Origin of the sequence: Isoptericola variabilis, assembly GCF_050311655.1 — a bacterium.
GTDB lineage: Bacteria > Actinomycetota > Actinomycetes > Actinomycetales > Cellulomonadaceae > Isoptericola > Isoptericola variabilis.
Genome location: NZ_JBNOZM010000006.1, coordinates 69782 through 91744 on the forward strand (window position 1 = coordinate 69782; position 21963 = coordinate 91744).

Here is a 21963-nt window from a genome sequence, read left to right on the forward strand (position 1 = left end):
TCGCGTGCTCAGTCACTGGCGTTCTCCTGTGGATCCAGGGTGCCGGCGGGGATGCCGGCGAGGTCCACGGCCTGGTTGTCGATCAGTCGGGTGGCGCCCGTACGCGCCGCCACGAGGAGGAGGGCGGGGCCGCGGAAGTCCGCGGGCACCGGGTCCACGGTAGTCGGGTCGACGAGTGCGAGGTAATCCACCTCAACGCCCGCCGCCCCGTCCAGGATTCCCGAGGCGGCCCCGACGACCGCCTCCGCCCCCTCGGCGGCGGCGTCCGCACCCGCTCGCAGGGCCCTCGAGAGCGCGAGCGCCGAGGCCCGCTCGTCGTCCGACAGGTAGGCGTTGCGCGAGGACAGCGCGAGCCCGTCGGCGTCGCGCACGATCGGCACGCCGAGCACCTCGACGTCTACGTCCAGGTCGCGCACCATGCGGCGCACGGCCAGCAGCTGCTGGGCGTCCTTCTCCCCGAAGAGGGCGACGTCGGGCCGCGTGAGGTGCATGAGCTTGAGCACCACGGTGAGCACGCCGTCGAGGTGACCGGGGCGCGACTCGCCCTCCAGCACCTCGCCGATGCGGCCCGCCGACACCCGCACGATCGGGTCGCCGTCGGGGTAGACGACGTCCGGCGTGGGCGCGAAGACCACGTCCGCGCCGACGCTCGCCAGCTTCGCGACGTCGCCGTCCAGGTCGCGCGGGTAGCGGTCCAGGTCCTCCCCCGCCCCGAACTGCAGCGGGTTGACGAAGATCGTCACGATGACCTGGCCGGTGGGGCCGGCGGCCTCGCGGGCCTGCCGCACCAGCTCCAGGTGCCCCTCGTGCAGCGCGCCCATCGTCATGACGACGGCGCGGCGGTCCGTCGGCTCCGGGCCGGACAGCGTCCACGATCCCAGCGCGTCGTGCAGGTCCGCCCGGGTGCTCACGACGGCGGGCGCGTGCGGGGTGGTGGTCATCGGGGCTCCTGAGGATCGGCAGAGGGCGGGTCGTCGGGGTGGGACGCGGGCGGCGGTGCGAGGGCGTCGAGCAGCTCCCGGGCCGCGCGGTCGTCGATGCGGTGGGCCGCGAGCGCACGGCTCGTCGCGCCGCGCGACAGCTCGGTGTACGACGCCGGCACGTCGGTGGCGCCGGTCCCGGCCGCCAGCGCCCGCAGCGCGTCGAGGTGCGTGCGCACCGTGCCGACGTCGCCGCGCGACACCGGGCCGGTGAGGGCGGTGATCGCGCCGGGGCCGTCGGCCACGTCGGCGGCGCGCGTCGCGCCGTCGAGCGCGGCGGACAGGAGCGGCGCGAGCGCCCGGCCCGGCTGCTCGACGCCGGCCGCCGCGAGCGCCTGGGCGGACTGGGCCACCAGCACCACGAGGTGGTTGGCGCCGTGCGCGAGGGCCGCGTGGTAGAGCCCCCGGGCCTCCTCGGCGACGATCACCGGCTCCCCACCGACCTCGACGACGAGCGCCTGGCCGATCGGCTGCACGGCGGCCGGCGCCGTGACCGCGAACGTGCAGCCCTCCAGGCGGTGCAGGTCGAGCGACGTGCCCGTGAACGTCATCGCAGGGTGCAGCGCCACGGGGATGGCTCCGGCCTTGCGCGCCGGGTCGAGCACGGCCACGCCGTAGCGCCCGGACGTGTGCACGACGAGCTGCCCGGGCTGCCACGCGCCGAGCGCCGCCAGGCCGCTCACGACCTCCGCGAGCGCGTCGTCGGGCACCGCGAGCAGCACCATCTCGGCGCGCTCCACGACGTCGGTCACCTCGAGGTGCGGGACGCCGGGCAGGAGGGTCGCGATCCGCTCGCGCGACTCCTCGCTGACCCCGCTCGCCCCGACCACCGTGTGGCCCGCCGCGCGCAGCGCGCTGCCCAGCACCGCGCCCACCCGGCCGGCGCCCACGACGCCGACGCCGAGGCGGCCGGGCCGGCTCATCGCCCGGCCTCCATCCAGCGCTCCGGCCCCGCGTGGGCGCGAGCGGCGCGGGCCCGCGCGGACTGCTCCGCGAGCAGGCGCGCGGCCTCGTCCTCGGCGAGGTGGTGGACGGCCGGGCTGATCGGGCCCGGCGTCGAGTGCAGCGTGAACGACGCGAGGCCGCGGCGCCGCTGCCACGGCCCCTGCTCGATGCCGAGGGACTGGGTGCGCTCGTGCGGCACCACCTCGAGCGAGCGCACGAAGCGGCCCCCGCGCGCCAGCAGGGCGCGGCCCGTGACCGCGTAGCCGTTGCGGCGCCAGCTCCACGGGTCGAGCAGGCGGGCGCGGCGCGGGCTGGTGACGAACCAGCGGTCGGTGCGGGCGTCGCCGGTGAGGGCCTCGTCGAGCAGCGCCAGCGTGTCGTCGGGGTTCTCGACCTCGAGGTCGGGCAGCACGAGCCACAGCGCCGTGAGCGCCTCCTCCCGCGGGCCGACCGGCAGCAGCACGTGCTGCTGCTCCCCCTGCTGCTGCCCCTCGCCGCCGCCGTAGCCGGCCACGTTGACCTTGACGCGCCACCAGTCCGGCCCGCGCCACAGCGGGCCCTGCGTGAGCGACACGGCCTGCACGCGGCCCGGCGGGATCGTCTGCGCGCGGGTCTCCAGCAGTCCGTGCCGCAGCCGGATGCCGTCCGGTGACAGCGCGGCCCGGAAGCCGAACTCGCCCGCGAACCGCTGGAAGATGTACCCGCCGACGCCCAGGATCGCGGGCAGCGCGGAGAACAGGATGCTCAGCTCGCGGGTGACGGCCACCGCCACCCCGACGCCGACCAGCACGAGGACGCCGATCCACACCCCCGGCATCCGCAGCAACGACAGCAGCAGGCGCGTCGCCGGCACCTCGTACACCTGCCGCTCCGGCGCCTCGGGGACGACGTCGTCGAGCGGCCGGTCCGCCCCCTCGCCCACCCCGGCGGGCGGGGCGTCCGCGGGCTCCGCGGGAGCCGACGACGTGCCGGGCGCCTGGTGCGCCCCGGTGGGCTGCGCTCCCGACGCGTCGGTGCGCCGGGCCGCCTTCACGCCCGCCGCGCGCGCGAGCAGGTCCGCCCGCAGGCGCTGCGCGTCCGCCTCCTTGAGGAAGCCGATCGCCACGCCCGAGTCGGAGCCGCCCGCCACCTCCAGCCGCAGCTCCGCCAGCCCGAACAGCCGGGCCAGCAGGGGCTGCCGCACGTCGATCGCCTGCAACCGGTCGAGGCGGGCGTGCCGCTGCTGGCGGAACAGGATGCCCTTGCGCAGGCGCACGGCGTCGTCGTCCACCGCGTACGCCGTCATCCGCCAGGCCAGGGCCGCGTAACCGAAGATGATCGCGACGAGCACCACCAGCCCGAGGAGCACCACCCACCACAGGCTGCGGATCGAGTCGACCGCCCTGACCGCGTTCGCCACGTCGTCGAGCACCTGCTGGCCACCGATGACGAGGATCGCCACCACGGCCGCCCAGCCGCGCACGAACGGCGTGACCGGGTGGACGCGATGCCAGTCCTGCTCGTGGCGGGGCTCGCGCGTCGGCTCGCTCACAGGCCCGCCAGCCTCGCCTCGCCGCGCGCGGTGAGGCGGTCACGCAGGCGCTCGGCCTCGTCGGGCACGAGGCCGGGGATGTCGGCGTCGGTGCTGGCCGACGCGGTGTGCAGCTGCACCTTCGCGATGCCGAGCTTGCGGTCCAGCGGGCCCGCCTCCACGTCCACGTACTGCATGCGGCCGTAGGGCACGACGACGAGGGTGCGGAACATGATCCCCTTGCGGATCAGCAGGTCGTCGTCGCGCTCCGCGTACCCGATCGCGCGGACCTGGCGCGGCACGAGCAGCAGCGCCCACACCAGCAGCGCGGCCGGGACCCCGGCGAGCAGCCAGAACCACGGCGAGACCAGGACGCCGAGCACGACGCCCGCGACGATCGGCACGGCGAGGGTCACCGACGTCGAGATGAGCCGCGCCGGCACGAGCCGCGGAGACACGCCCTGCCACGTGACGCCGGGCGGGTCGAAGGGACCGGACGGCCGCGTGATCGACGGGTCCGCGCCCGCCGGGATGCTGGTCATGGGGTCCATCCTTCCATCCGGGCGCCGGGGGCCGCGGGTCACGACGGCAGCGGGTCCGCGTGCTCCTCGGTGTCCCCGCCGTCGGTGTCATCGGACGGCGGCAGCTGGCAGAACTTCTCCACGACCAGCCCCACCACGCACAGCACCACCGCGCACGCCGCCGCGATGCCGGCGGCGACCGCCTGGTCGCGGCGCGCCTCGATCTGCAGCTGCCCCAGGACGACGAGCACGCTCGCGACGTACCGCCCGGCGAGCAGCGCCCCCGTCAGCGCCCCGGCCTTGGCCAGCACGAACGTGCGGGCCGCGCGCATCGGGTCGAGGTCCGGGCGATCCCCCTTCTGGTAGGCGCGCACCGCCCAGCCCATCCAGAAGATGACGCCCGCCAGCGCGAGCATCGCGACGTCCTCGACCCACGCGACCGTGGGCAGGTAGACGCCGCGCGACTCGAGCAGCCGCAGCAGCCCGGCGCCGCCGACCGCCACCACGGCGGCGACGGCGGCGAGCAGGCGGACCGAGGTACGGCGCATCTCAGCGACCGTCCTCCCCGAACCGCTCCTGCGGGCCGGCGAGACCGGGCAGCCGGCCCGGGTGCGCCTCCGGCAGCGGGGCGAACGGGTCCGGGTAGGCGGGCAGGTCGGCGACGGGCGCGGGGGCCGGCGGCACCGGCTCGTGGGGCACGGGCGCCGGCGGCGCGAACGACGACACCGCGGGCGGCGCCGTCGGGCCCGACGGCCGCTCCGACGGGTCGGCCGGCGCGGGGAACGGGCTGGCCGGCGGCGCCTGCGGGGGCTCCGGGGCGTCGTCGCGCGGCTCCGGGGGCAGCGGCGTGACGGCCGGCGGGGGCGACCCGACGGGCGCGAACGGGCGCGGCATGACCGGCTGGTCCGGGTCGGGCCCGAACGGGTCGGGCACGACGGCGCGCGCGTCCGGTGCGGGCGGGTCCTCGCGGCGCGGCTCCGGGGCCGCCGGCTCGGCGGGCGGCTCGACCAGCGGCGGCTCCACGACCGGCGGCTCGGCCGCCTGGGGCACCGGCAGGTACGGCTCCGGCTGGTGCTGCTCGGGCGCGTACTGCTCCGGCGTGTACTGCTCGGGGGCCGGGCTGCCGGCCGACGGAGGCTCGGCGGGAGACGCGGGCGCGGCGTGGGGCTCGGCGGCGTACGTCTCCGGCGTGTACGCCTCGGGGCTGTAGGTCTCCGGCGTGTAGGGCTCCGAGGTGTACGCCTCCCCCGCGTAGGCCTCGGGGGCGTACGGCGCCTGGGCGTCGTCGGCGGGCTCCGGCGCCGGCTGGGGCGCGGGCTCGGACTGCGGCACCGGGGCCGACGGCGCGGCGTCGGCCGACGCTGCGGAGACCTGGCCGGTGCTCTGGGTGGGCCCGGTCAGCCAGTCGAGCGCGAGCCAGCGGATGCCGGCGCGGTCGGGGGCCGTGACCGCGAGCTGCCCGACGGGGCCGCCGCCCGGGCCGCCGAGCAGCGCGTCCGGGGCGACCTCGGCCCACGGCACGAGCACGAAGGCCCTCTCCTTCGCCCGGGGGTGCGGCAGCTCGAGGTCGGGCGCGCCCGCGACGAGCGAGCCGTACTGCACGATGTCGACGTCGAGCGTGCGGGGACCCCAGCGCTCCTCGCGGACGCGGCCGTGCTGAGCCTCGACCTGCTGGGTGCTGCGCAGCAGGTCGCGCGGCGACAGCGTGGTGCGCACGACGAGCACGGCGTTGAGGTAGTCGGGCTGCTCCGGCCCGCCGACGGCGGCGGTGCGCGCGAGCGGCGAGACCTCCATGACCTGCACGCCCGGCAGCCGGTCCACGTCCGTCACGGCCTGGCGCAGGGTGACCTGCGCGTCCCCGAGGTTCGCGCCGAGCGCGAGGACGGCGTCGACGGGCTCGGCGGGGGTGGCGTCCAGCGGGTCCGCGGGGGGCTGCGGAGCGGGCGCCTCGGCGGGCACGGCGACCTCGACCGGCACCGCGGCGGGGACGGGCGCCGGCGGGACGGGCGCGTGCACCTCGGCCGGCTGCGCCTGCTCGGCCGGCTCGAGCGGGACGACGGGCGGGGCGGGCACGGCGGCCGCCTCCGGCTCGGCCGCCGGGGCGGCGTCGACCACGGGCGGGCGCGCACGGTCGCGGCGCACGACGATCGCGACGTCGTCGAACGGCACCGGGATGGGCGCCTGCGGCTTGTGCACGCGGACGTCGACCGCCTGCACGGCCTCGTGGCTCAGCACCACGGCGGCGATCCGCTCGGCGACCGTCTCCACGAGGTCGACCGGGGAGCCGGCGAGCACGTCGTGCACGTCCTGGGCGACGTCCGCGTAGCTCACGGTCCGCCCGAGGTCGTCCGACGACGCGGCGGCACGGGTGTCCAGGTGCAGCACGACGTCCGCGCTGAAGACCTGGCCGTCGGCGCGCTCGTGCGCGAGCACCCCGTGGCGCCCCGTCGCCGTGACGCCGGCGAGGCGGATCTGGTCGAGCGGCTGTCCGTCCGGTCCTGGTACGGCTGCGGCGAACGTCACGAGGGGCCCTCCTCATCAGCGGCGGTTCCTGCTCCGCCCGCGGCGCGGATGTGGTGCGCCGGTGCGGTCATCCCGGCATCCAACACGTCGCGGGACGCCGACGTCCAGGCGTCCGCGACCCGGACGGCGTCCGCGCTGGCCCGGACGGCGTGCACCCGCACCGCCCATGCGCCCGCGGCGGCGGACAGCGCGGAGATGGCGGCGGTGGCGTCGTCGCGCTCCAGCGGCGGCGCGGGCTCGTCGGCGGGCAGGCCGCGCGTGCCCTCGAGCAGGTGCCCGAGGAAGCGTTTGCGCGACGCGCCCACGAGGACTGGTCGCCCGAGGGAGTGCAGGGCGTCCAGGTGCGCGAGGATCGGCCAGTTCAGCACCCCGGCCTTCGAGAACCCCAGGCCCGGGTCGAGCACGAGCTGCTCCGGGTCCACCCCCACCGCGACCAGCGCGTCCATGCGGGCCGCGAGCTCGTCGCGCACCTCCGCGACGACGTCGTCGTACACCTCGAGGCTGTCCATGACGTCCGCGTGGCCACGCCAGTGCATCGCGACGTACGCCACGCCCGTCTCCGCCACCACGTGCCCCATGCGCGGGTCCGCGTAGCTGCCCGAGACGTCGTTGACGATCCGGGCGCCGGCCGCGACGGCCGCCTCGGCGACCGACGCGCGCGTCGTGTCCACCGACACGACCGCGCCGTGGGCCGCGAGGCGCTCGATGACGGGGACCACGCGACGCAGCTCCTCCGCCTCGTCCACGCGCGCCGCGCCGGGGCGGGTGGACTCGCCGCCCACGTCGAGGATCTCGGCTCCCTCGGCCAGCAGGTCGAGGCCGTGCCGCACGCCCGCGTCGGCGTCGAACCAGCGGCCGCCGTCGGAGAACGAGTCGGGCGTGATGTTCACGACGCCCATGACCAGGCACCGGCCCACGCCGGACAGCTCCGGGAGCCCGGCGACCACCGCGTCGCGCGGGTGCGCCGTCATGCCCGGGTCACCGTCCCGTGATGAGGCTCATGGCCTCCGCGCGCGTGGTCGCGTTCTGCATGATGCCGCGCACCGCCGACGTGACGGTCCGCGAGCCGGGCTTGCGCACCCCGCGCATGGACATGCACAGGTGCTCGCACTCCACCACGACCAGCACGCCGCGCGGCTCGAGGATGCGCACCAGCGCGTCGGCGACCTGCGTCGTGAGTCGCTCCTGCACCTGCGGGCGCCGGGCGTACACCTCGACGAGCCGCGCCAGCTTCGACAGGCCCGTGATCCGGCCGTCGGTGTTGGGGATGTAGCCCACGTGCGCGACGCCGTGGAACGGCACGAGGTGGTGCTCGCACGTCGAGTACACCTCGATGTCGCGGACGAGCACCATCTCCTCGTGGCCGAGGTCGAAGGTCGTGGTGAGCACGTCCTCCGGCTCCTGGCGGAGCCCCGCGAAGATCTCCTGGTAGGCGCGGGCCACGCGGGCCGGCGTCTCCTTGAGGCCCTCGCGGTCCGGGTCCTCGCCGACCGCGAGCAGCAGCTCGCGGACCGCGGCCTCCGCGCGGGCGGAGTCGTACGGCGGCACGTCTGCGGCAGCCCGCATCCCCAGGTCAGTCACCGGGTCGGTCACCGGTTGTCCCCCGCCGCCGGCGGCTCGCTGTCGCTGCCGAGACCGGGGCCGGCCTCCCGCAGGTCGCTCTCGTTGCCCACGACGGCGGCCTCGTCCTGCGGCACGACGGCCTGGCCGTTGCCGTTGGCGGCGGCGCGCTCGGCGTCCGTCATGATCGGGCCGCGGGTGTGCACGGTGCGCTGCTCGCTGGACAGCCACACGTCGCGCGGCTCGCGCTTGACGACGGGAGCGAAGACCTCGGCGAGCTCCGCCTGGTTGAGCGTCTCCTTCTCCAGCAGGCGCAGCACGAGGTCGTCGAGCACGTCGCGGTACTGGGTGAGCACCTCCCACGCCTCGTCGTGCGCGGCCTCGACGAGCTTGCGCACCTCGTGGTCCACGGTGCCGGCGACGGCCTCGGAGTAGTCGCGCTGGTGGCCCATGTCGCGGCCCAGGAACGGCTCGCCGGACCCGCTGCCGAGCTTGATGGCGCCGACCTTCTCGCTCATGCCGTACTCGGTGACCATCTTGCGGGCGGTGGCGGTGGCCTTCTCGATGTCGTTGCTCGCGCCCGTGGTCGGGTCGTGGAAGACGATCTCCTCGGCCACGCGGCCACCCATCGCGTACGCGAGCTGGTCGAGCAGCTCGTTGCGGGTGGTGGAGTACTTGTCCTCCATCGGCATGACCATCGTGTAGCCGAGGGCCCGGCCCCGCGGCAGGATCGTCACCTTGGTGACGGGGTCCGTGTAGCGCATCGCCGCCGCGACCAGGGCGTGACCGCCCTCGTGGTACGCGGTGATCTTCTGCTCCTTGACCTTCATCACGCGGGTGCGCTTCTGCGGGCCGGCGATGACGCGGTCGATCGCCTCGTCCAGCGCACGGTCGTCGATGAGCTGGGCGCCGCTGCGCGCGGTGAGCAGCGCGGCCTCGTTGAGGACGTTCGCCAGGTCGGCACCCGTGAAGCCGGGGGTGCGGCGCGCGACGGCGGCCAGGTCGATCGAGTCGACCATCGGCTTGCCCTGCGCGTGCACCTTGAGGATGTGCTCGCGGCCCTTGAGGTCCGGGGCCTCGACGGCCACCTGGCGGTCGAAGCGGCCCGGGCGCAGCAGCGCCGGGTCGAGGATGTCGGGGCGGTTGGTGGCCGCGATGAGGATGACGTTCGTCTTGACGTCGAAGCCGTCCATCTCGACGAGCATCTGGTTCAGCGTCTGCTCGCGCTCGTCGTGCCCGCCGCCCATGCCGGCGCCGCGGTGGCGGCCGACGGCGTCGATCTCGTCCACGAAGATGATCGCGGGCGCGTTGTTCTTCGCCTGCTCGAACAGGTCGCGCACGCGGGACGCGCCCACGCCGACGAACATCTCGACGAAGTCCGACCCGGAGATCGAGTAGAACGGCACGCCCGCCTCGCCCGCGACGGCGCGCGCGAGGAGCGTCTTGCCCGTTCCGGGCGGGCCGTACAGCAGCACGCCCTTGGGGATCTTGGCGCCCACGGCCTGGAACTTGGCCGGGTCCTCGAGGAACTCCTTGATCTCGTGGAGCTCCTCGACCGCCTCGTCCACGCCCGCGACGTCGGCGAACGTCACCTGCGGCATGTCCTTGCTGATGAGCTTGGCCTTGGACTTGCCGAAGCCCATGACGCCGTTGCGCCCGCCGCCCTGCATCCGCGACAGGATGAACCAGAAGACCACGCCGATGATGAGGAACGGGATGAGGAAGCCGAGCATCGAGCTCCAGAAGCTCGGCTGCGGCACCTCGGAGTCGAAGCCCTTCGGGAGGTCGGCCTTCTCGACGGCGGTCGCCACCGTGTCGCCCTGCGGCGCCACGTAGAAGAACTCGACCTTCGTGCCGTGGTCCTGCTCGCTCTCGGTGCCCGCACCGGTGACGTACTTCTCGCTGAGGTCCAGCTCGACGCGCTGCTCCCCGTCCACGACGAGGGCGTGGTCGACCGTGTCGCCGGCGAGCAGCTCGAGCCCCTGCGAGGTCTCGATCCGCGACACCCGCTCGGTGTTGAACGCGCTGAAGGCCAGCGAGACGAGCAGCAGGCCGACCACGATCCAGATGATCGGGCCGCTCAGGATCTTCTTGATGTTCATCGGCGACGGGGACGGTTCCCCGCTTCCCTTCCGTCGGGCAACGTGTGGTTCACGACGCTACACGCCGAGTGTGGACGAACCGTGGGTGTTCGCCCAGGGCGCGACGCCGCTCCTCGGCTGCCGGTCAGCTGTAGACGTGCGGCGCGAGCGTGCCGACGAACGGCAGGTTGCGGTACTTCTCGGCGTAGTCGAGCCCGTAGCCGACGACGAACTCGTTCGGGATGTCGAAGCCGACGTAGCGCACGTCGACGTCCACCTTCGCGGCGTCGGGCTTGCGGAGCATGGTCGCGATCTCCACCGACGCCGGGCCGCGGGAGCGCAGGTTCGCGACGAGCCACGAGAGGGTGAGCCCGGAGTCGATGACGTCCTCGACGATGAGCACGTTGCGGCCGGTGAGGTCGGCGTCGAGGTCCTTGAGGATGCGCACGACGCCGGACGACTTGGTGCCCGACCCGTACGACGACACGGCCATCCAGTCCATCTGCACCGGGTGGTGGAGGCGGCGCGCGAGGTCCGCCATGACCATGACGGCGCCCTTGAGCACGCCGACGAGCAGCAGGTCCTGGCCCGCGTAGTCCGCGTCGATCCGCCCGGCGATCTCGTCGAGCTTGCTGCCGATCTGCTCCTCGGTGAGCAGGATGTTGGCGAGATCGCCTTCGACGTCCGACTGGTCCACGGTCACTCCTCGAGGGGCGGGGTTGGGGCTGGAGGGTGCGCCGCCCGCGCCGGCAGCGTCGCGGGAGGCGCGTCGGCGGCGGGGTGCAGGTAGAGCCTGCCACACGCGCGGAGCGCTCGGGCGTCGCCCGGCAGGTGGACGGTTCCCTGCCCACGCCACGAGACGACGAGCGCGTCGAGGGCGTCCACGTGACGCGCCGTCGTCGTGCCGCGCGGGCAGCCGACGGCGAGCGCCGCGGCGCGCAGGGCACGACGACGCAGCGCGGCGTGCGCCGCCGCGAGCGGGCCGACGTCGAGCACCAGACGGCCGTCGGGCGCCCGGCGGACCGCAGCGGGTCCCGGGTCCGCGCCGGCGACGGTCGCGGCGGCGAGCAGGTCGGCGGCCAGGGCGTCGAGCGCGTCGGCGTCCGCGCGCAGCTGGTCGGCCGTGCGCGCCAGCGCCTCGACGACGCCCGGCCCCAGCGCGTCCTCCAGCACCGGCACGACGGCGCCGCGCACGCGGGTGCGGGCGGGCGCGGCGACGCGGTCGACGTCCGCCGCGGGCAGCAGGTTGGTGGGGTCGGTCCAGAAGTCCACGCCGACGGCGGCGCAGACCGCCTCGGTCTGGGCGCGGCGCAGGCCGAGGAACGGCCGGCGGTAACGGCCCCGTCGGCGGGGCATCCCCGCCAGCGAGCGCGCCCCGCTCCCCCGCGCCAGCCCGAGCAGCACCGACTCCGCCTGGTCGTCGAGCGTGTGGCCCAGCAGGACGGCGACCGCCCCGGTCTCGTCCGCGGCGGCGTCGAGCGCGGCGTACCGCGCGTCCCGGGCCGCACCCTCGGGCCCGGCCGCGCCCGGTCCGTCGTCCACCCGCACGCGACGCACCAGCACCGGGTCGAGCCCGAGGTCGCGGCACCGCGCGGCCGCCGTCGCCGCCACGGCGTCGGAGCCCGCCTGCATCCCGTGGTCCACGACCACCGCCCCGACCCGGACCGCGAACCCGGCCGAGCGCACCGACCGGCCCACGCGCGGGGCCTCGAGCGCGGCGGCGGCGGCGAGCGCCAGGCTGTCGGCGCCGCCGGAGCACGCGACGAGCACGAGGCCGCCCGGACCCAGGCCGCCGGGCCCGTTCGCGTCTCCGCGGGCGAGGTCGCCGAGCTCGGCCCGCACGGCCGTGCGGGCCGACGCGAGCGCCGGGTCGACGCGGGCCACGTCGTCCCCGGTCTCAGCCGTGCACGCGCCGCACCCAGGCGCGCGGGTCGGCGATCTCGCGGGCGGAGGGCAGGTGGTCGGGCTCGGACCAGACGGCGTTGAGCCCGTCGCGGCCGACCCGCTCCTCGACGGCCCGCACGAACGCGGCGCCGTCGCGGTACTGGGCGAGCTTGGCGTCCATGCCGAGCACCCGGCGCAGCACGACGTCGAGCGCGGGCGCGCCCTCGCCGTCGCGCCGCTTCTCGAACCGGGCGCGGATGGTGCGCACCGAGCGCACGACGCGCGGCCCGACGGCGTCCATCATCACGTCGGCGTGCCCCTCGAGCAGGGCCATGACGGCGGTGATCTCCTCGAGCTCGCGCCGCTGCTCGGGGCCGAGGATCCCGTCGAGGGGGGTGACGAGCTCGCCGCGCACCGCCCGCAGCACGGTGCGCCCCACGACGGCCGCCTTCTCCCGCAGCGGGGCGCGCGCCATCGCGACCGAGCTGCGCGTGACGCCGCTCATCAGGTCCCCGACGCGCCCCACCAGATGGTCGGCGAGCCACGGCGCGGCGGCGAACTGGAGGGCGTGCGTCTGCTCGTGCAGGCACACCCAGAGGCGGAAGTCCCGGGGGCGCAGCGCGAGCGCGCGCTCCACCTGGAGCACGTTGGGGGCCACGAGCAGCAGCCGGCCGTGCCCCGGCGCGTGGCCCGCCCCGTACGGGTCGAACTGGCCCAGCACCCGCCCCGACAGCAGCGCGAGCAGGCCCCCGACCTCCGCGGCGCCGGCCAGCCGCGCCGCGGCCGTCGTGGGCGGCACGTCCGCCGCGACGGCCGCCATCACGGGGTCGGTCATCGCCCGCATCGACTGCGCGTTGGCGCGGGTCCAGCCCGCCCGGTCCACGACGTGCACGTCGCCGAGCGCGCCCGCCGCGCGCGGCGTCGCCGGCGTCATGCCCGTGACCTCGAGCACGTGCCCGACGGCGTCCCCGGCCGCGGCGCGCAGCCCGGCGACCAGCGCGTCGAGGTCGTCGCGGGGGGCCGTGGCGCCCGGCCGCGCGAGCCGCGCGGCGATCTGCGCCGCCGACGTCCAGTCCAGCAGGGGCTCGGCGGCGGGGGCTGGCGTGGTCACGGGACCACGGTAACCACCGCCGGGCACCGCATCGGCGACGTCGGTCAGCGGCAGCCGCAGTCGGCGAGCTTCCCCGCGAAGTTGTCGAAGATCACCCGGGCGCCGTACGACCCGCCCTCGGGCACCGTGTCCGCGAGCGTGACGAACACGAGCATGCGGTCGTCGGCCGTGACCACGGTGCCGGCCAGGCCGGTGACCTTCGGCAGGCTCCCCGTCTTGCCGTTGACGTAGCCGCGGCCGGGGTTGGACTTCGGGTAGCGGTCGTGCAGGGTGCCGTTGAGCCCCGCGACGGCGAGCCCGTCGGCGACGTCGCGCAGCTCCGGGTGGTCGGGGTCGACGGCGAGCGTCAGCACCGCGGCGAGCTGGGCGGGCGTCGCCCGCGACCCGCGGCCCAGCCCGGACAGGTCCACGAGCTTCGCTCCGTCCATGTCGACGCCGAGCTCCTCGACCTGCGCGATCACGGCCTTGATCGCGGCGGCTCCCGTGCCGGGCTGGCCCGCGTCGATCGCCACGATCCGCCCCAGCACCTCGGTGAGGGTGTTGTCCGACCGGCGCAGCACGTCCCCGACGACGTCGCGCAGCGGCGCCGACTCGACCCGGCCGACCTCGCGCGCGCCCTCCGGCGCCTCCTCGCGCGCGACCTCGCCCCGCACGGTGACGCCCCGCTTCTCCAGGGCCTTCACGAACGTGCGGGCGGCCGCCATCGCCGGGTCCTTCTGCCGCGGCGCGTACTCCTCGTCGGTCTTCCGCGCGACGTCGACCGCCAGCGCGGCCACCGGCGCCGTGTAGCCGTCCTTGACGTCCGCGGCGGGCACCTCGGCGGGCACGGCCGGGCCGGAGAACAGGCTGTCGTCGAGGCCGAGGGTCACCGTGTCCTGCCCGGCGTCGAGCACCTGCGCGGACACCTGCTCCGCGAGGTCGGCGAGGCCCGCGCGCCCGTTCACCTCGTCGGGGTCGCCGGCGCCCGCCGCGAGCATCATGTCGCCGCCGCCCACGAGCACGAGGTGGGACTCGTCGTCGAGCACCACCGTCGTCGGGAGCGTCGTGTCGCCGCCCGGGCCGGCGAGCGTGGCCACGGCGGTGAAGAGCTTCTGCGTGGAGGCGGGGATCATCGGCCGGTCCGGCGCGGCCGTCGCGAGCGTCTCGCCGGACGCCGCGTCCACGACGACCGCGCCGACCCGCTTGCCCAGGCGGTCGTCCTTCGCCAGCCCCGTGACGAGCTTGCCGACGGCGGACCTCGCGGGCTCCGGCGCGTCGGAGGGCAGGTCGGGCAGCGACCGCTCGGGCGTGGGCCCGGTGGTGGCGCCGGGCGCCGTCGGGAAGGGGGCCGCCGGCGCGGGCGGCGGCGCGGTGGTGAGCATGCCCGGGACGACGTCGAGGGCGTCCGCCACGAGATAGCCGCCGAAGAGCACGACGACCGTCGTGACGGTGGCGCCGACGCTGGCCCGCCACCCCATCTCGTCCTCCCGCGCCCGTGAGCCGTCCGTGAGCCGTCCGTGAGCCCAGTGAGCATCGTCACAGCCCGGGTCCCGTGGCGCGCTCCGTGCGTATCTTCCCACGTCCGTCCGCCCCGCGGCGCCGCCGCACCGCACCAGGCGGGCACGCTCGCGCATGGCACACTTTGACAGGGCGTCCGCACCGAGCATGCCCGCACCGAGCATGTCCGAAGCATCTCCCCGAGCACGTCCCGAGCATGGAGGAACAGTGGAGTTCGACGTCACGATCGAGATCCCGAAGGGCCAGCGGAACAAGTACGAGGTCGACCACGAGACCGGTCGCATCCGCCTCGACCGCATGCTCTTCACCTCGACCCGCTACCCGGACGACTACGGGTTCATCGAGGGCACCCTCGGCGAGGACGGCGACCCGCTGGACGCGCTCGTGCTGCTGGAGGAGCCCACGTTCCCCGGCTGCCTGATCCGCTGCCGCGCGCTCGGCATGTTCCGCATGCGCGACGAGGCCGGCGGCGACGACAAGGTGCTCTGCGTCCCCCTCGGCGACCAGCGCGCCGCCTGGCGGCAGGACATCGACGACGTCTCCGACTTCCACCGCCTGGAGATCCAGCACTTCTTCGAGGTCTACAAGGACCTCGAGCCCGGCAAGTCCGTCGAGGGCGCCCACTGGGTGGGCCGCGCCGACGCCGAGGCCGAGATCGAGCGCTCGTTCCAGCGCGCCAAGGACACCGGCTACTACGACGGTCACTGACCGTCCGGGCCCCGCGACGGCGCCGCACCCTGCGAGGTGCGGCGCCGTCGTCGTCCCCGGTGGTGACGCCGACGGCCCGCGTCCGTCTACCGTGGGGCCCATGCGTGCAGCCGTCATCCACGGGCCCCGCGACGTCCGCGTCGAGGACCGTCCCGACCCGACCGTCCTGACCCCCGGCGACGCGGTGGTCCGCGTCGTCGCCGCCTGTGTGTGCGGCTCCGACCTGTGGCCCTACCGCGGCGTCACGACCGTGAGGCGGCCGCGCCCCATCGGGCACGAGCTGGTGGGTGTGGTCGAGGAGCTGGGCTCCGACGTGACGTCGGCGCAGGTCGGCGACTTCGTGATCCTGCCGTTCACCATGAGCTGCGGGGAGTGCCAGTCGTGCCGCGCCGGCTACCCCGCCGCCTGCGACCTCGTCACCGGCTTCGGCTCCACGGACCGCTGGGGGAACCCGGTGGACGGCGCGCAGGGCGAGCGCGTGCGGATCCCGCTCGCGCAGCACTCCCTGTTCCCCGTGGGCCGGCCGGAGGCCGAGCTCGAGGCGGCGGGCCTCGTGCCGCACCTGCTCACCCTCGCCGACGTCATGTCCACCGGGTACCACGCGGCGTTCTCCGCGGGCGTCTCCGCGGGCGACACCGTCGTCGTGGTCGGCGACGGCGCCGTCGGGCTGTCCGGCGTGATCGGCGCGCGCCTGCTCGGCGCGGAGCGGATCGTCGCGATGAGCCGGCACGACGACCGGGCCGCCCTGGCGCGCGAGTTCGGCGCCACCGACGTCGTCGCCGAGCGCGGCGAGGAGGGCCTCGCGGCCGTGCGCGACCTGCTCGACGGCGACCTGGCCGACGCGGCGCTCGAGTGCGTCGGCACCAAGCAGTCCATGGACACGGCGCTCGACGTCGTGCGCGGCGGCGGGCGCGTCGGCTTCGTCGGCGTGCCGAACGGGGGCCCCGAGCTGAGCGTGCGGCGCCTGTTCGACCGCAACGTCACCATCGGCGGCGGCATGGCCTCCGCCCGCCGCTACATGGAGACGCTGCTGCCCGACGTCCTGTCCGGCGCGATCGTGCCCGGCAAGGTGTTCGACCTGGAGCTCCCGCTCGGGGACGTCGGCGAGGCCTACGCCGCGATGGACGAGCGCCGCGCCACCAAGGTGCTGCTGCGCCCCTGACCCGGCCTGCTGCGGCCCCGATGGTGTGAGCGGACGTTTGGCCCCGATTCCGTGGGAACCGGGGCCAAACGTCCGCTCACAGCGACTACGGGCGGCCGGCGTAGGGCATGACCTCGTCCCAGCGGACCGGCGTCTCGCGGACGTCGATGCCGGGGCGTGGGGCCTCGACCATCCTGCCGCCGCCGGCGTAGATCGCCACGTGCCGGATGGTCGACGGGTCGGACGTGTCGTTGGCGTAGAAGATGAGGTCGCCGGGGCGCATGCGGTCGTAGGAGACCTTGCCGACGGTGAGGTACTGCGACCGCGACGTGCGGGTGATCCACACACCCGCGGCGTTCCACGCCCCGGACGTCAGGCCCGAGCAGTCGTAGCCCGGGTTTCCGTCGCCGCCCCACTGGTACTCGGTGCCGATCTTCGACCGCGCCCACGCCAGCGCCGCGCGGCCCTGCGCCGCCGTGCCCTGGCCGACGCCGCTGACCGGCGGCGGGTCCGGCTTCGGGTCGGGCTTCGGGTCCGGCCGTGGCGCCGGGTCCGGGGCGGGCTCGCGGGTGCGCGTCGGCTGCGGGTCGGGCTCGGCCGCGCTCCCCGAGCCGCCCGACGCCGCGTCGTCGGCCCGGGTGTCGTCGTCCGACCCGCCGGACCGGGATCGTTCGGGTTCCGGGTCGGCCTGCGCGTCCCCGCCCTCCCGGACCTCGGCCCCGCCCGACGAGCTGCCCGTCGAGCCCGCGTCCTCGGCCCGATCCCGCGCGGCGGCCTCGCGCGCCGCCGCGGCCTTCTCCTGGCGGTCGGCCTCGCGCTGGCGCTCGAGCTCGACGCTGGTGCTGCGCAGGTCGGCGAGGCGCGCGAACAGGCGGTCGCGCTCGGCCTCGGCCGCGGCGGTGCGGGCGGTGAGGTCGTCGGCCGTGCGCCGCGCGGTGGCGAAGGCGGCCTCGGCCGTCGCGCTCGCCTCCCGCTGCGCGGCGCGCGCGGCCTGCCAGCGGGCGTCGGCGTTGCGCGCCGCGGACCGCACGTCGGCCTGCTGCGCGAGGGCACCGGCGACCTTCCGGTCCACGGCCCGCTGCGCGGCGTCGGTCGACACCACGTCGCCGACGTCGCGCGCCCCGGCGACGACGTCGAGCGGACCGAGGTCGTTCTCGTTCGCGCGGGCCGTGGTGCGGTACGCCTCGGCGAGCGTCGTGCGGGCGGCGTCCTCCGCGCGCTGGGCGCGGGCGGCCCGCTCGCGCGCCGCGGCCGTCTCGCGCGTGGCGTCCGCGAGCGCCTCGCGGGCCTCGGCGTAGTCCTCGGCGGCGGTCTGGACGGCGGCCTCGGCGCGCGCCAGCTCGGCGCGGATCGCGTCCAGCCGCGCCTGCGCACCCTCGACGTCGAGGGCGGCGGCGTCGGACGCGGCGTGCGCGGCGGTGACGTCGTCGTCCGACGGCGGCTCGGCCCACGCGACTCCCCCGGCGACGGCCGGGGCGCCGCCGAGCAGCGCGACGGCGATCCACGACGTGGCCCTGCGGGTACGGGTGGTCGTGCGACGGGTGCGAGGCATGATCTGCTCCTCCCTGGGCAGACGTCCCGGCGGCGGTGTGCTTCGGGCAACCTCGCCCAGACTCACCCCGGCCGACCGGGACCGCCACCCGAGAGTGCGGACGTGACCCGCCGAGCAAGCCGACACGCCGTCCAAATCCTGGTCCCGAATGACGAGACACGGGTGTCGCGCGCTGCGCAGCCGGGCTACGGTCGTCCGCATGACCCGTCGAATGTGCCGCTGACCACCGCGCACGTTCGCCTGCCTGCGGCCGCTCGTCGACCCAGCCATCCGCTCCGCGTGCGCAGCCGACCGCCGCGGCCCGCCCCAGACGCGCAGGCCTCCTGGTTCCCGCCGCGGCCCGATCACCGCCGACACGGTGCCGCCCAGAGCCACCCAGAGCCACCCAGGAGCACGTCATGACCTCCAGCTGGACCTTCGAGACCCGCCAGATCCACGCCGGCCAGACCCCGGACCCCGCCACGGGCGCCCGCGCGCTGCCGATCTACCAGACCACGTCGTTCGAGTTCCCCAGCGCCGACGTCGCCGCCGACCGCTTCGCGCTCGCCGACCTCGGCCCCATCTACACCCGCATCGGCAACCCCACCCAGGAGGCCGTCGAGGCGCGCATCGCCGACCTCGAGGGCGGCGTCGGCGCCCTGCTCGTCGCCTCCGGCCAGGCGGCCGAGACGCTCGCGATCCTCAACGTCGCGCAGGCCGGCGACCACGTCGTCGCCAGCCCGAGCCTGTACGGCGGCACCTACAACCTGCTGCGCCACACGCTGCCGAAGCTGGGCATCGAGACGACGTTCGTCGACGACCCGCACGACCCGGAGTCGTGGCGCGCGGCGGCCCGGCCGACCACCAAGGCGTTCTTCGCCGAGACGATCCCCAACCCGCGGGCGGATGTGCTGGACATCGCCGCCGTCGCGGGCGTCGCCCACGAGGTGGGCGTGCCGCTCATCGTGGACAACACGATCGCCACCCCCTACCTGGTGCGCCCGATCGAGCACGGCGCGGACGTCGTCGTGCACTCGGCCACGAAGTACCTCGGCGGGCACGGCGCGGCCATCGGCGGCGTCATCGTCGACGGCGGCACGTTCGACTACGCCGCGCAGCCCGAGCGCTTCCCCGGCTTCAACCAGCCGGACGACAGCTACCACGGGCTCGTCTACGCCCGCGACCTCGGCGTGGGTTCCGCGCTCGGCGCCAACCTCGCGTTCGTGCTCAAGGCGCGCGTCCAGCTGCTGCGCGACCTGGGCCCCGCCGTCGCGCCCTTCAACGCCTTCCTGCTCGCCCAGGGCCTCGAGACGCTGTCGCTGCGCGTCGAGCGGCACGTCGCCAACGCGCAGCACGTGGCCGAGTGGCTCGAGGAGCGCGCCGACGTGCGCCTCGTGCACTACGCCGGCCTGCCGTCGTCGCCGTGGCACGAGAACGCCCGGAGGTACGCACCCAAGGGGGCCGGCGCGGTCGTCGCGTTCGAGCTCGACGTCGCCGACCCGGAGCTGGCGAACGCCGCGGGCCGCGCGTTCGTCTCCGCGCTGGAGCTGCACTCGCACGTGGCGAACATCGGCGACGTGCGGTCGCTGGTGATCCACCCCGCGTCGACCACGCACTCGCAGCTCACCCCGGAGGCGCAGGCGCAGTCCGGCGTGACGCCGGCCCTGGTGCGGTTGGCGGTCGGCCTCGAGGGGATCCAGGACATCCTCGCCGACCTCGAGCTCGGCTTCGCCGCGGCGGCGGACGTCGTCGCGGCCGGCACGACGTCGGACGACGAGGCCGCCGCGTGACCGCGGTGCCCGGCCCGTCCGCGCGGTGCGGCGGCGGCGTCGCGGCCACCGTCCCGTCGGTGGGCGGGCGCCACCAGACCGCCCCCACCGTCCGCCCGACGCCGGTCTCGCGGGACCGGGTCAAGCCGCCGGTGCCCGCCACCGGCGCGTGGCGCGAGGGCGACCCCGCCGCCGACCGGAAGTTCGTCGACGTCGGCGCGGTCGAGCTCGAGGCGGGCGGCGTGCTGCCCGACGTGCGCGTCGCGTACGAGACGTGGGGCGAGCTCGCACCCGACGGTTCCAACGCCGTCCTCGTGCTGCACGCGCTCACCGGAGACGCGCACGTCACCGGCCCCGCCGGGCCCGGCCAGCCCACCGCCGGCTGGTGGGCCGACATGATCGGGCCCGGCGCCCCCATCGACACCGACCGGTACTTCGTCGTCGCGCCCAACGTGCTGGGCGGCTGCCAGGGCACGACCGGCCCGGCGTCCACGGCCCCCGACGGCCGGCCCTGGGGCGCCCGCTTCCCCCGCATCACGACACGTGACCAGGTCGCCGCGGAGATCGAGCTGGCCCGGCAGCTCGGCGTCGAGCGCTGGTCGCTCGTCGTCGGGGCGTCGATGGGCGGCCTGCGCGTGCTGGAGTGGGCGCTGCTCGGCCCCGAGGCCGGGATCGGCGTGGACGGCATCGCCGCCATCGCGACGACGGCGCAGACGTCGGGCGACCAGATCGCCTGGGCGCACCCGCAGCTCGGCGCGATCCGCGCCGACCCCCGCTGGCGCGGCGGCGACTACTACGACGCGGCCGACGGCGACGGGCCGGACACCGGGCTCGCCATCGCGCGGCAGATCGCGCACACGACCTACCGGACGGCGGCGGAGCTGGACGTGCGGTTCGGGCGGCTGCCGCAGGGCGGCGAGGACCCGCTGGCCGACGGGCGGTACGCCGTGCAGTCGTACCTCGACCACCACGGGGACAAGCTCGCGCGCCGCTTCGACGCCAACTCCTACCTCGTGCTCACCGAGTCGATGCTGAGCCACGACCTGGGCCGCGACCGCGGCGGAGTCGAGTCGGCGCTGTCGCAGATCGCGGCCCGCGCGCTGGTCGTGGCGGTGGACTCCGACCGGCTGTTCCCGCCGGAGCAGGCGAGCCGCATCGCCGCCTGGGTGCCCGGCGCGGAGCCGCTGCGGATCGTCACGTCCGACTTCGGGCACGACGGCTTCCTCATCGAGTTCGACCAGCTCGGGCCGATCGTCGCCGACTTCCTCGCCGGGGCGAGCGTCGAGGAGGACGAGGCCGAGGCATGATCGGCGCATGAGCACCACCGTCACGCTGCCCGACGGTCGCGCCGTGCCCGCGCTGGGCCAGGGCACCTGGTACCTCGGGGAGACGCGGTCCCGCCGCGCCGACGAGCTGGCCGCGCTGCGCACCGGCCTCGACCTGGGTCTCACCCTGATCGACACCGCTGAGATGTACGGCGAGGGCGCGGCCGAGGAGCTGGTGGGCGAGGCCGTCGCCGGGCGTCGTGACGACGTCGTGCTGGTCAGCAAGGTGTACCCGTGGCACGCGGACGCGCGCGGCACGGTCGAGGCGTGCCGGGCCAGCCTGCGCCGGCTCGGCACCGACCGGCTCGACCTCTACCTGCTGCACTGGCGCGGCGCGGTGCCGCTCGCGGAGACGGCGGCCGCGCTCGACGCGCTGGTGCAGGCGGGCGACGTCCTCGGCTGGGGAGTGAGCAACCTCGACGCCGACGACCTGCGGGAGCTGGACGGGGTCGCCGGCGGGCTCGGCAGCGCGTGCCAGACCGACCAGGTGCTGTACAACCTCTCCCGCCGCGGCCCCGAGCACGACCTGCTCCCGCTCCTCCGGGGGCGCGGCATCGCGACCATGGCGTACTCGCCGGTGGAGCAGGGCCGCATCCTCGGCGACCCCGCCCTGCGGAAGGTCGCCCGGCGGCACGGCGCCACCCCGGCGCAGGTCGCGCTCGCGTGGGTGCTGGCGGGCGAGGGCGTCGTCGCGATCCCGCGGTCCGGGTCCGCGGAGCACGTGCGCGAGAACGCCGCCGCGCGCGACCTGCGCCTGGGCGCCGAGGACCTCGCCGAGCTCGACGCCGCCTTCCCTCCGCCGGCCGGTCCTGTGCCGCTGGAGATGCTCTGAGGGGTGAACCTCTGCGCCCCCGCGCCACCGCGGTGCGGGTGTCGG

The 21963-nt window shown here is 75.9% G+C and carries 19 protein-coding genes; 5 read left to right on the top strand and 14 right to left on the bottom strand.

What is annotated here, in order from left to right; all coding sequences use genetic code 11:
- Positions 1-8 precede the first annotated feature (8 nt).
- From panC to dacB, 13 genes are all read right to left on the bottom strand, one after another.
- The gene (gene panC, locus ACQP60_RS14145) at positions 9-941 is read right to left on the bottom strand and encodes a pantoate--beta-alanine ligase (RefSeq protein ID WP_429733809.1); all 933 of its coding nucleotides are present in this window, start codon (positions 939-941) and stop codon (positions 9-11) included.
- A complete protein-coding gene (locus ACQP60_RS14150; protein ID WP_429733816.1) occupies positions 938-1903 on the bottom strand; it encodes a Rossmann-like and DUF2520 domain-containing protein in 966 nt (321 codons plus the stop codon). Before ACQP60_RS14150 ends, panC begins: the two co-directional genes overlap by 4 nt.
- On the bottom strand, positions 1900-3456 hold the full coding sequence (locus ACQP60_RS14155; RefSeq protein WP_429733819.1) for a PH domain-containing protein: 1557 nt from the start codon (positions 3454-3456) through the stop codon (positions 1900-1902). Before ACQP60_RS14155 ends, ACQP60_RS14150 begins: the two co-directional genes overlap by 4 nt.
- Complete coding sequence (locus ACQP60_RS14160; RefSeq protein WP_429733822.1) at positions 3453-3977, bottom strand: PH domain-containing protein; 525 nt, start codon at positions 3975-3977, stop codon at positions 3453-3455. Before ACQP60_RS14160 ends, ACQP60_RS14155 begins: the two co-directional genes overlap by 4 nt.
- A 38-nt stretch (positions 3978-4015) precedes the next feature.
- Entirely contained in the window at positions 4016-4504 is a 489-nt protein-coding gene (locus ACQP60_RS14165; protein WP_429733825.1) for a DUF3180 domain-containing protein, read from the bottom strand.
- 1 nt (position 4505) lies between these two features.
- Positions 4506-6479 carry a 2-amino-4-hydroxy-6-hydroxymethyldihydropteridine diphosphokinase gene (gene folK, locus ACQP60_RS14170; RefSeq protein ID WP_429733828.1) on the bottom strand — a complete coding sequence of 658 codons (1974 nt, stop codon included), beginning with the start codon at positions 6477-6479 and terminating at the stop codon, positions 4506-4508.
- Positions 6476-7450, bottom strand: a complete 975-nt coding sequence (gene folP, locus ACQP60_RS14175) for a dihydropteroate synthase (RefSeq protein WP_429733830.1) — start codon at positions 7448-7450, stop codon at positions 6476-6478. Before folP ends, folK begins: the two co-directional genes overlap by 4 nt.
- Positions 7451-7457: 7 nt before the next feature.
- Positions 7458-8045, bottom strand: a complete 588-nt coding sequence (gene folE / locus ACQP60_RS14180) for a GTP cyclohydrolase I FolE (protein WP_429733833.1) — start codon at positions 8043-8045, stop codon at positions 7458-7460.
- Positions 8046-8068: 23 nt separating this feature from the next.
- The gene (gene ftsH, locus ACQP60_RS14185) at positions 8069-10141 is read right to left on the bottom strand and encodes an ATP-dependent zinc metalloprotease FtsH (protein WP_429733836.1); all 2073 of its coding nucleotides are present in this window, start codon (positions 10139-10141) and stop codon (positions 8069-8071) included.
- Positions 10142-10265: 124 nt separating this feature from the next.
- Complete coding sequence (gene hpt, locus ACQP60_RS14190; RefSeq protein ID WP_429733839.1) at positions 10266-10817, bottom strand: hypoxanthine phosphoribosyltransferase; 552 nt, start codon at positions 10815-10817, stop codon at positions 10266-10268.
- A 2-nt stretch (positions 10818-10819) separates the two neighbouring features.
- Positions 10820-12004 (bottom strand): tRNA lysidine(34) synthetase TilS, encoded by a 1185-nt coding sequence (gene tilS / locus ACQP60_RS14195; RefSeq protein ID WP_429733842.1) that lies wholly within the window; start codon positions 12002-12004, stop codon positions 10820-10822.
- Between the two features lie 13 nt (positions 12005-12017).
- Positions 12018-13115, bottom strand: a complete 1098-nt coding sequence (locus ACQP60_RS14200) for a zinc-dependent metalloprotease (RefSeq protein WP_429733845.1) — start codon at positions 13113-13115, stop codon at positions 12018-12020.
- 44 nt (positions 13116-13159) lie between these two features.
- Positions 13160-14572, bottom strand: a complete 1413-nt coding sequence (gene dacB, locus ACQP60_RS14205; protein WP_429733848.1) for a D-alanyl-D-alanine carboxypeptidase/D-alanyl-D-alanine endopeptidase — start codon at positions 14570-14572, stop codon at positions 13160-13162.
- Positions 14573-14819: 247 nt separating this feature from the next.
- Between dacB and ACQP60_RS14210 the strand changes: the two genes are divergently transcribed.
- Together ACQP60_RS14210 and ACQP60_RS14215 are read left to right on the top strand one after the other, a co-directional pair.
- Positions 14820-15320 (top strand): inorganic diphosphatase, encoded by a 501-nt coding sequence (locus ACQP60_RS14210; RefSeq protein WP_416344998.1) that lies wholly within the window; start codon positions 14820-14822, stop codon positions 15318-15320.
- A 100-nt stretch (positions 15321-15420) separates the two neighbouring features.
- A complete protein-coding gene (locus ACQP60_RS14215; RefSeq protein WP_429733852.1) occupies positions 15421-16482 on the top strand; it encodes a zinc-binding dehydrogenase in 1062 nt (353 codons plus the stop codon).
- An 85-nt stretch (positions 16483-16567) separates the two neighbouring features.
- On the opposite strand, the gene ACQP60_RS14220 is transcribed toward ACQP60_RS14215, so the two are convergent.
- Entirely contained in the window at positions 16568-18013 is a 1446-nt protein-coding gene (locus ACQP60_RS14220; protein WP_429733855.1) for a C40 family peptidase, read from the bottom strand.
- 323 nt (positions 18014-18336) lie between these two features.
- On the opposite strand from ACQP60_RS14220, the gene ACQP60_RS14225 reads away from it, so the two are divergent.
- The 3 genes from ACQP60_RS14225 to ACQP60_RS14235 are packed head-to-tail and all read left to right on the top strand — an operon-like array spanning position 18337 to position 21918.
- Positions 18337-19782 (top strand): bifunctional o-acetylhomoserine/o-acetylserine sulfhydrylase, encoded by a 1446-nt coding sequence (locus tag ACQP60_RS14225; protein WP_429734369.1) that lies wholly within the window; start codon positions 18337-18339, stop codon positions 19780-19782.
- Positions 19779-21068, top strand: coding sequence for a homoserine O-acetyltransferase MetX (gene metX / locus ACQP60_RS14230; protein ID WP_429733858.1), 1290 nt, complete (start codon positions 19779-19781; stop codon positions 21066-21068). The genes ACQP60_RS14225 and metX overlap by 4 nt, the downstream gene beginning before the upstream one ends.
- 7 nt (positions 21069-21075) lie before the next feature.
- Entirely contained in the window at positions 21076-21918 is an 843-nt protein-coding gene (locus tag ACQP60_RS14235; RefSeq protein WP_429733861.1) for an aldo/keto reductase, read from the top strand.
- Positions 21919-21963 lie beyond the last annotated feature (45 nt).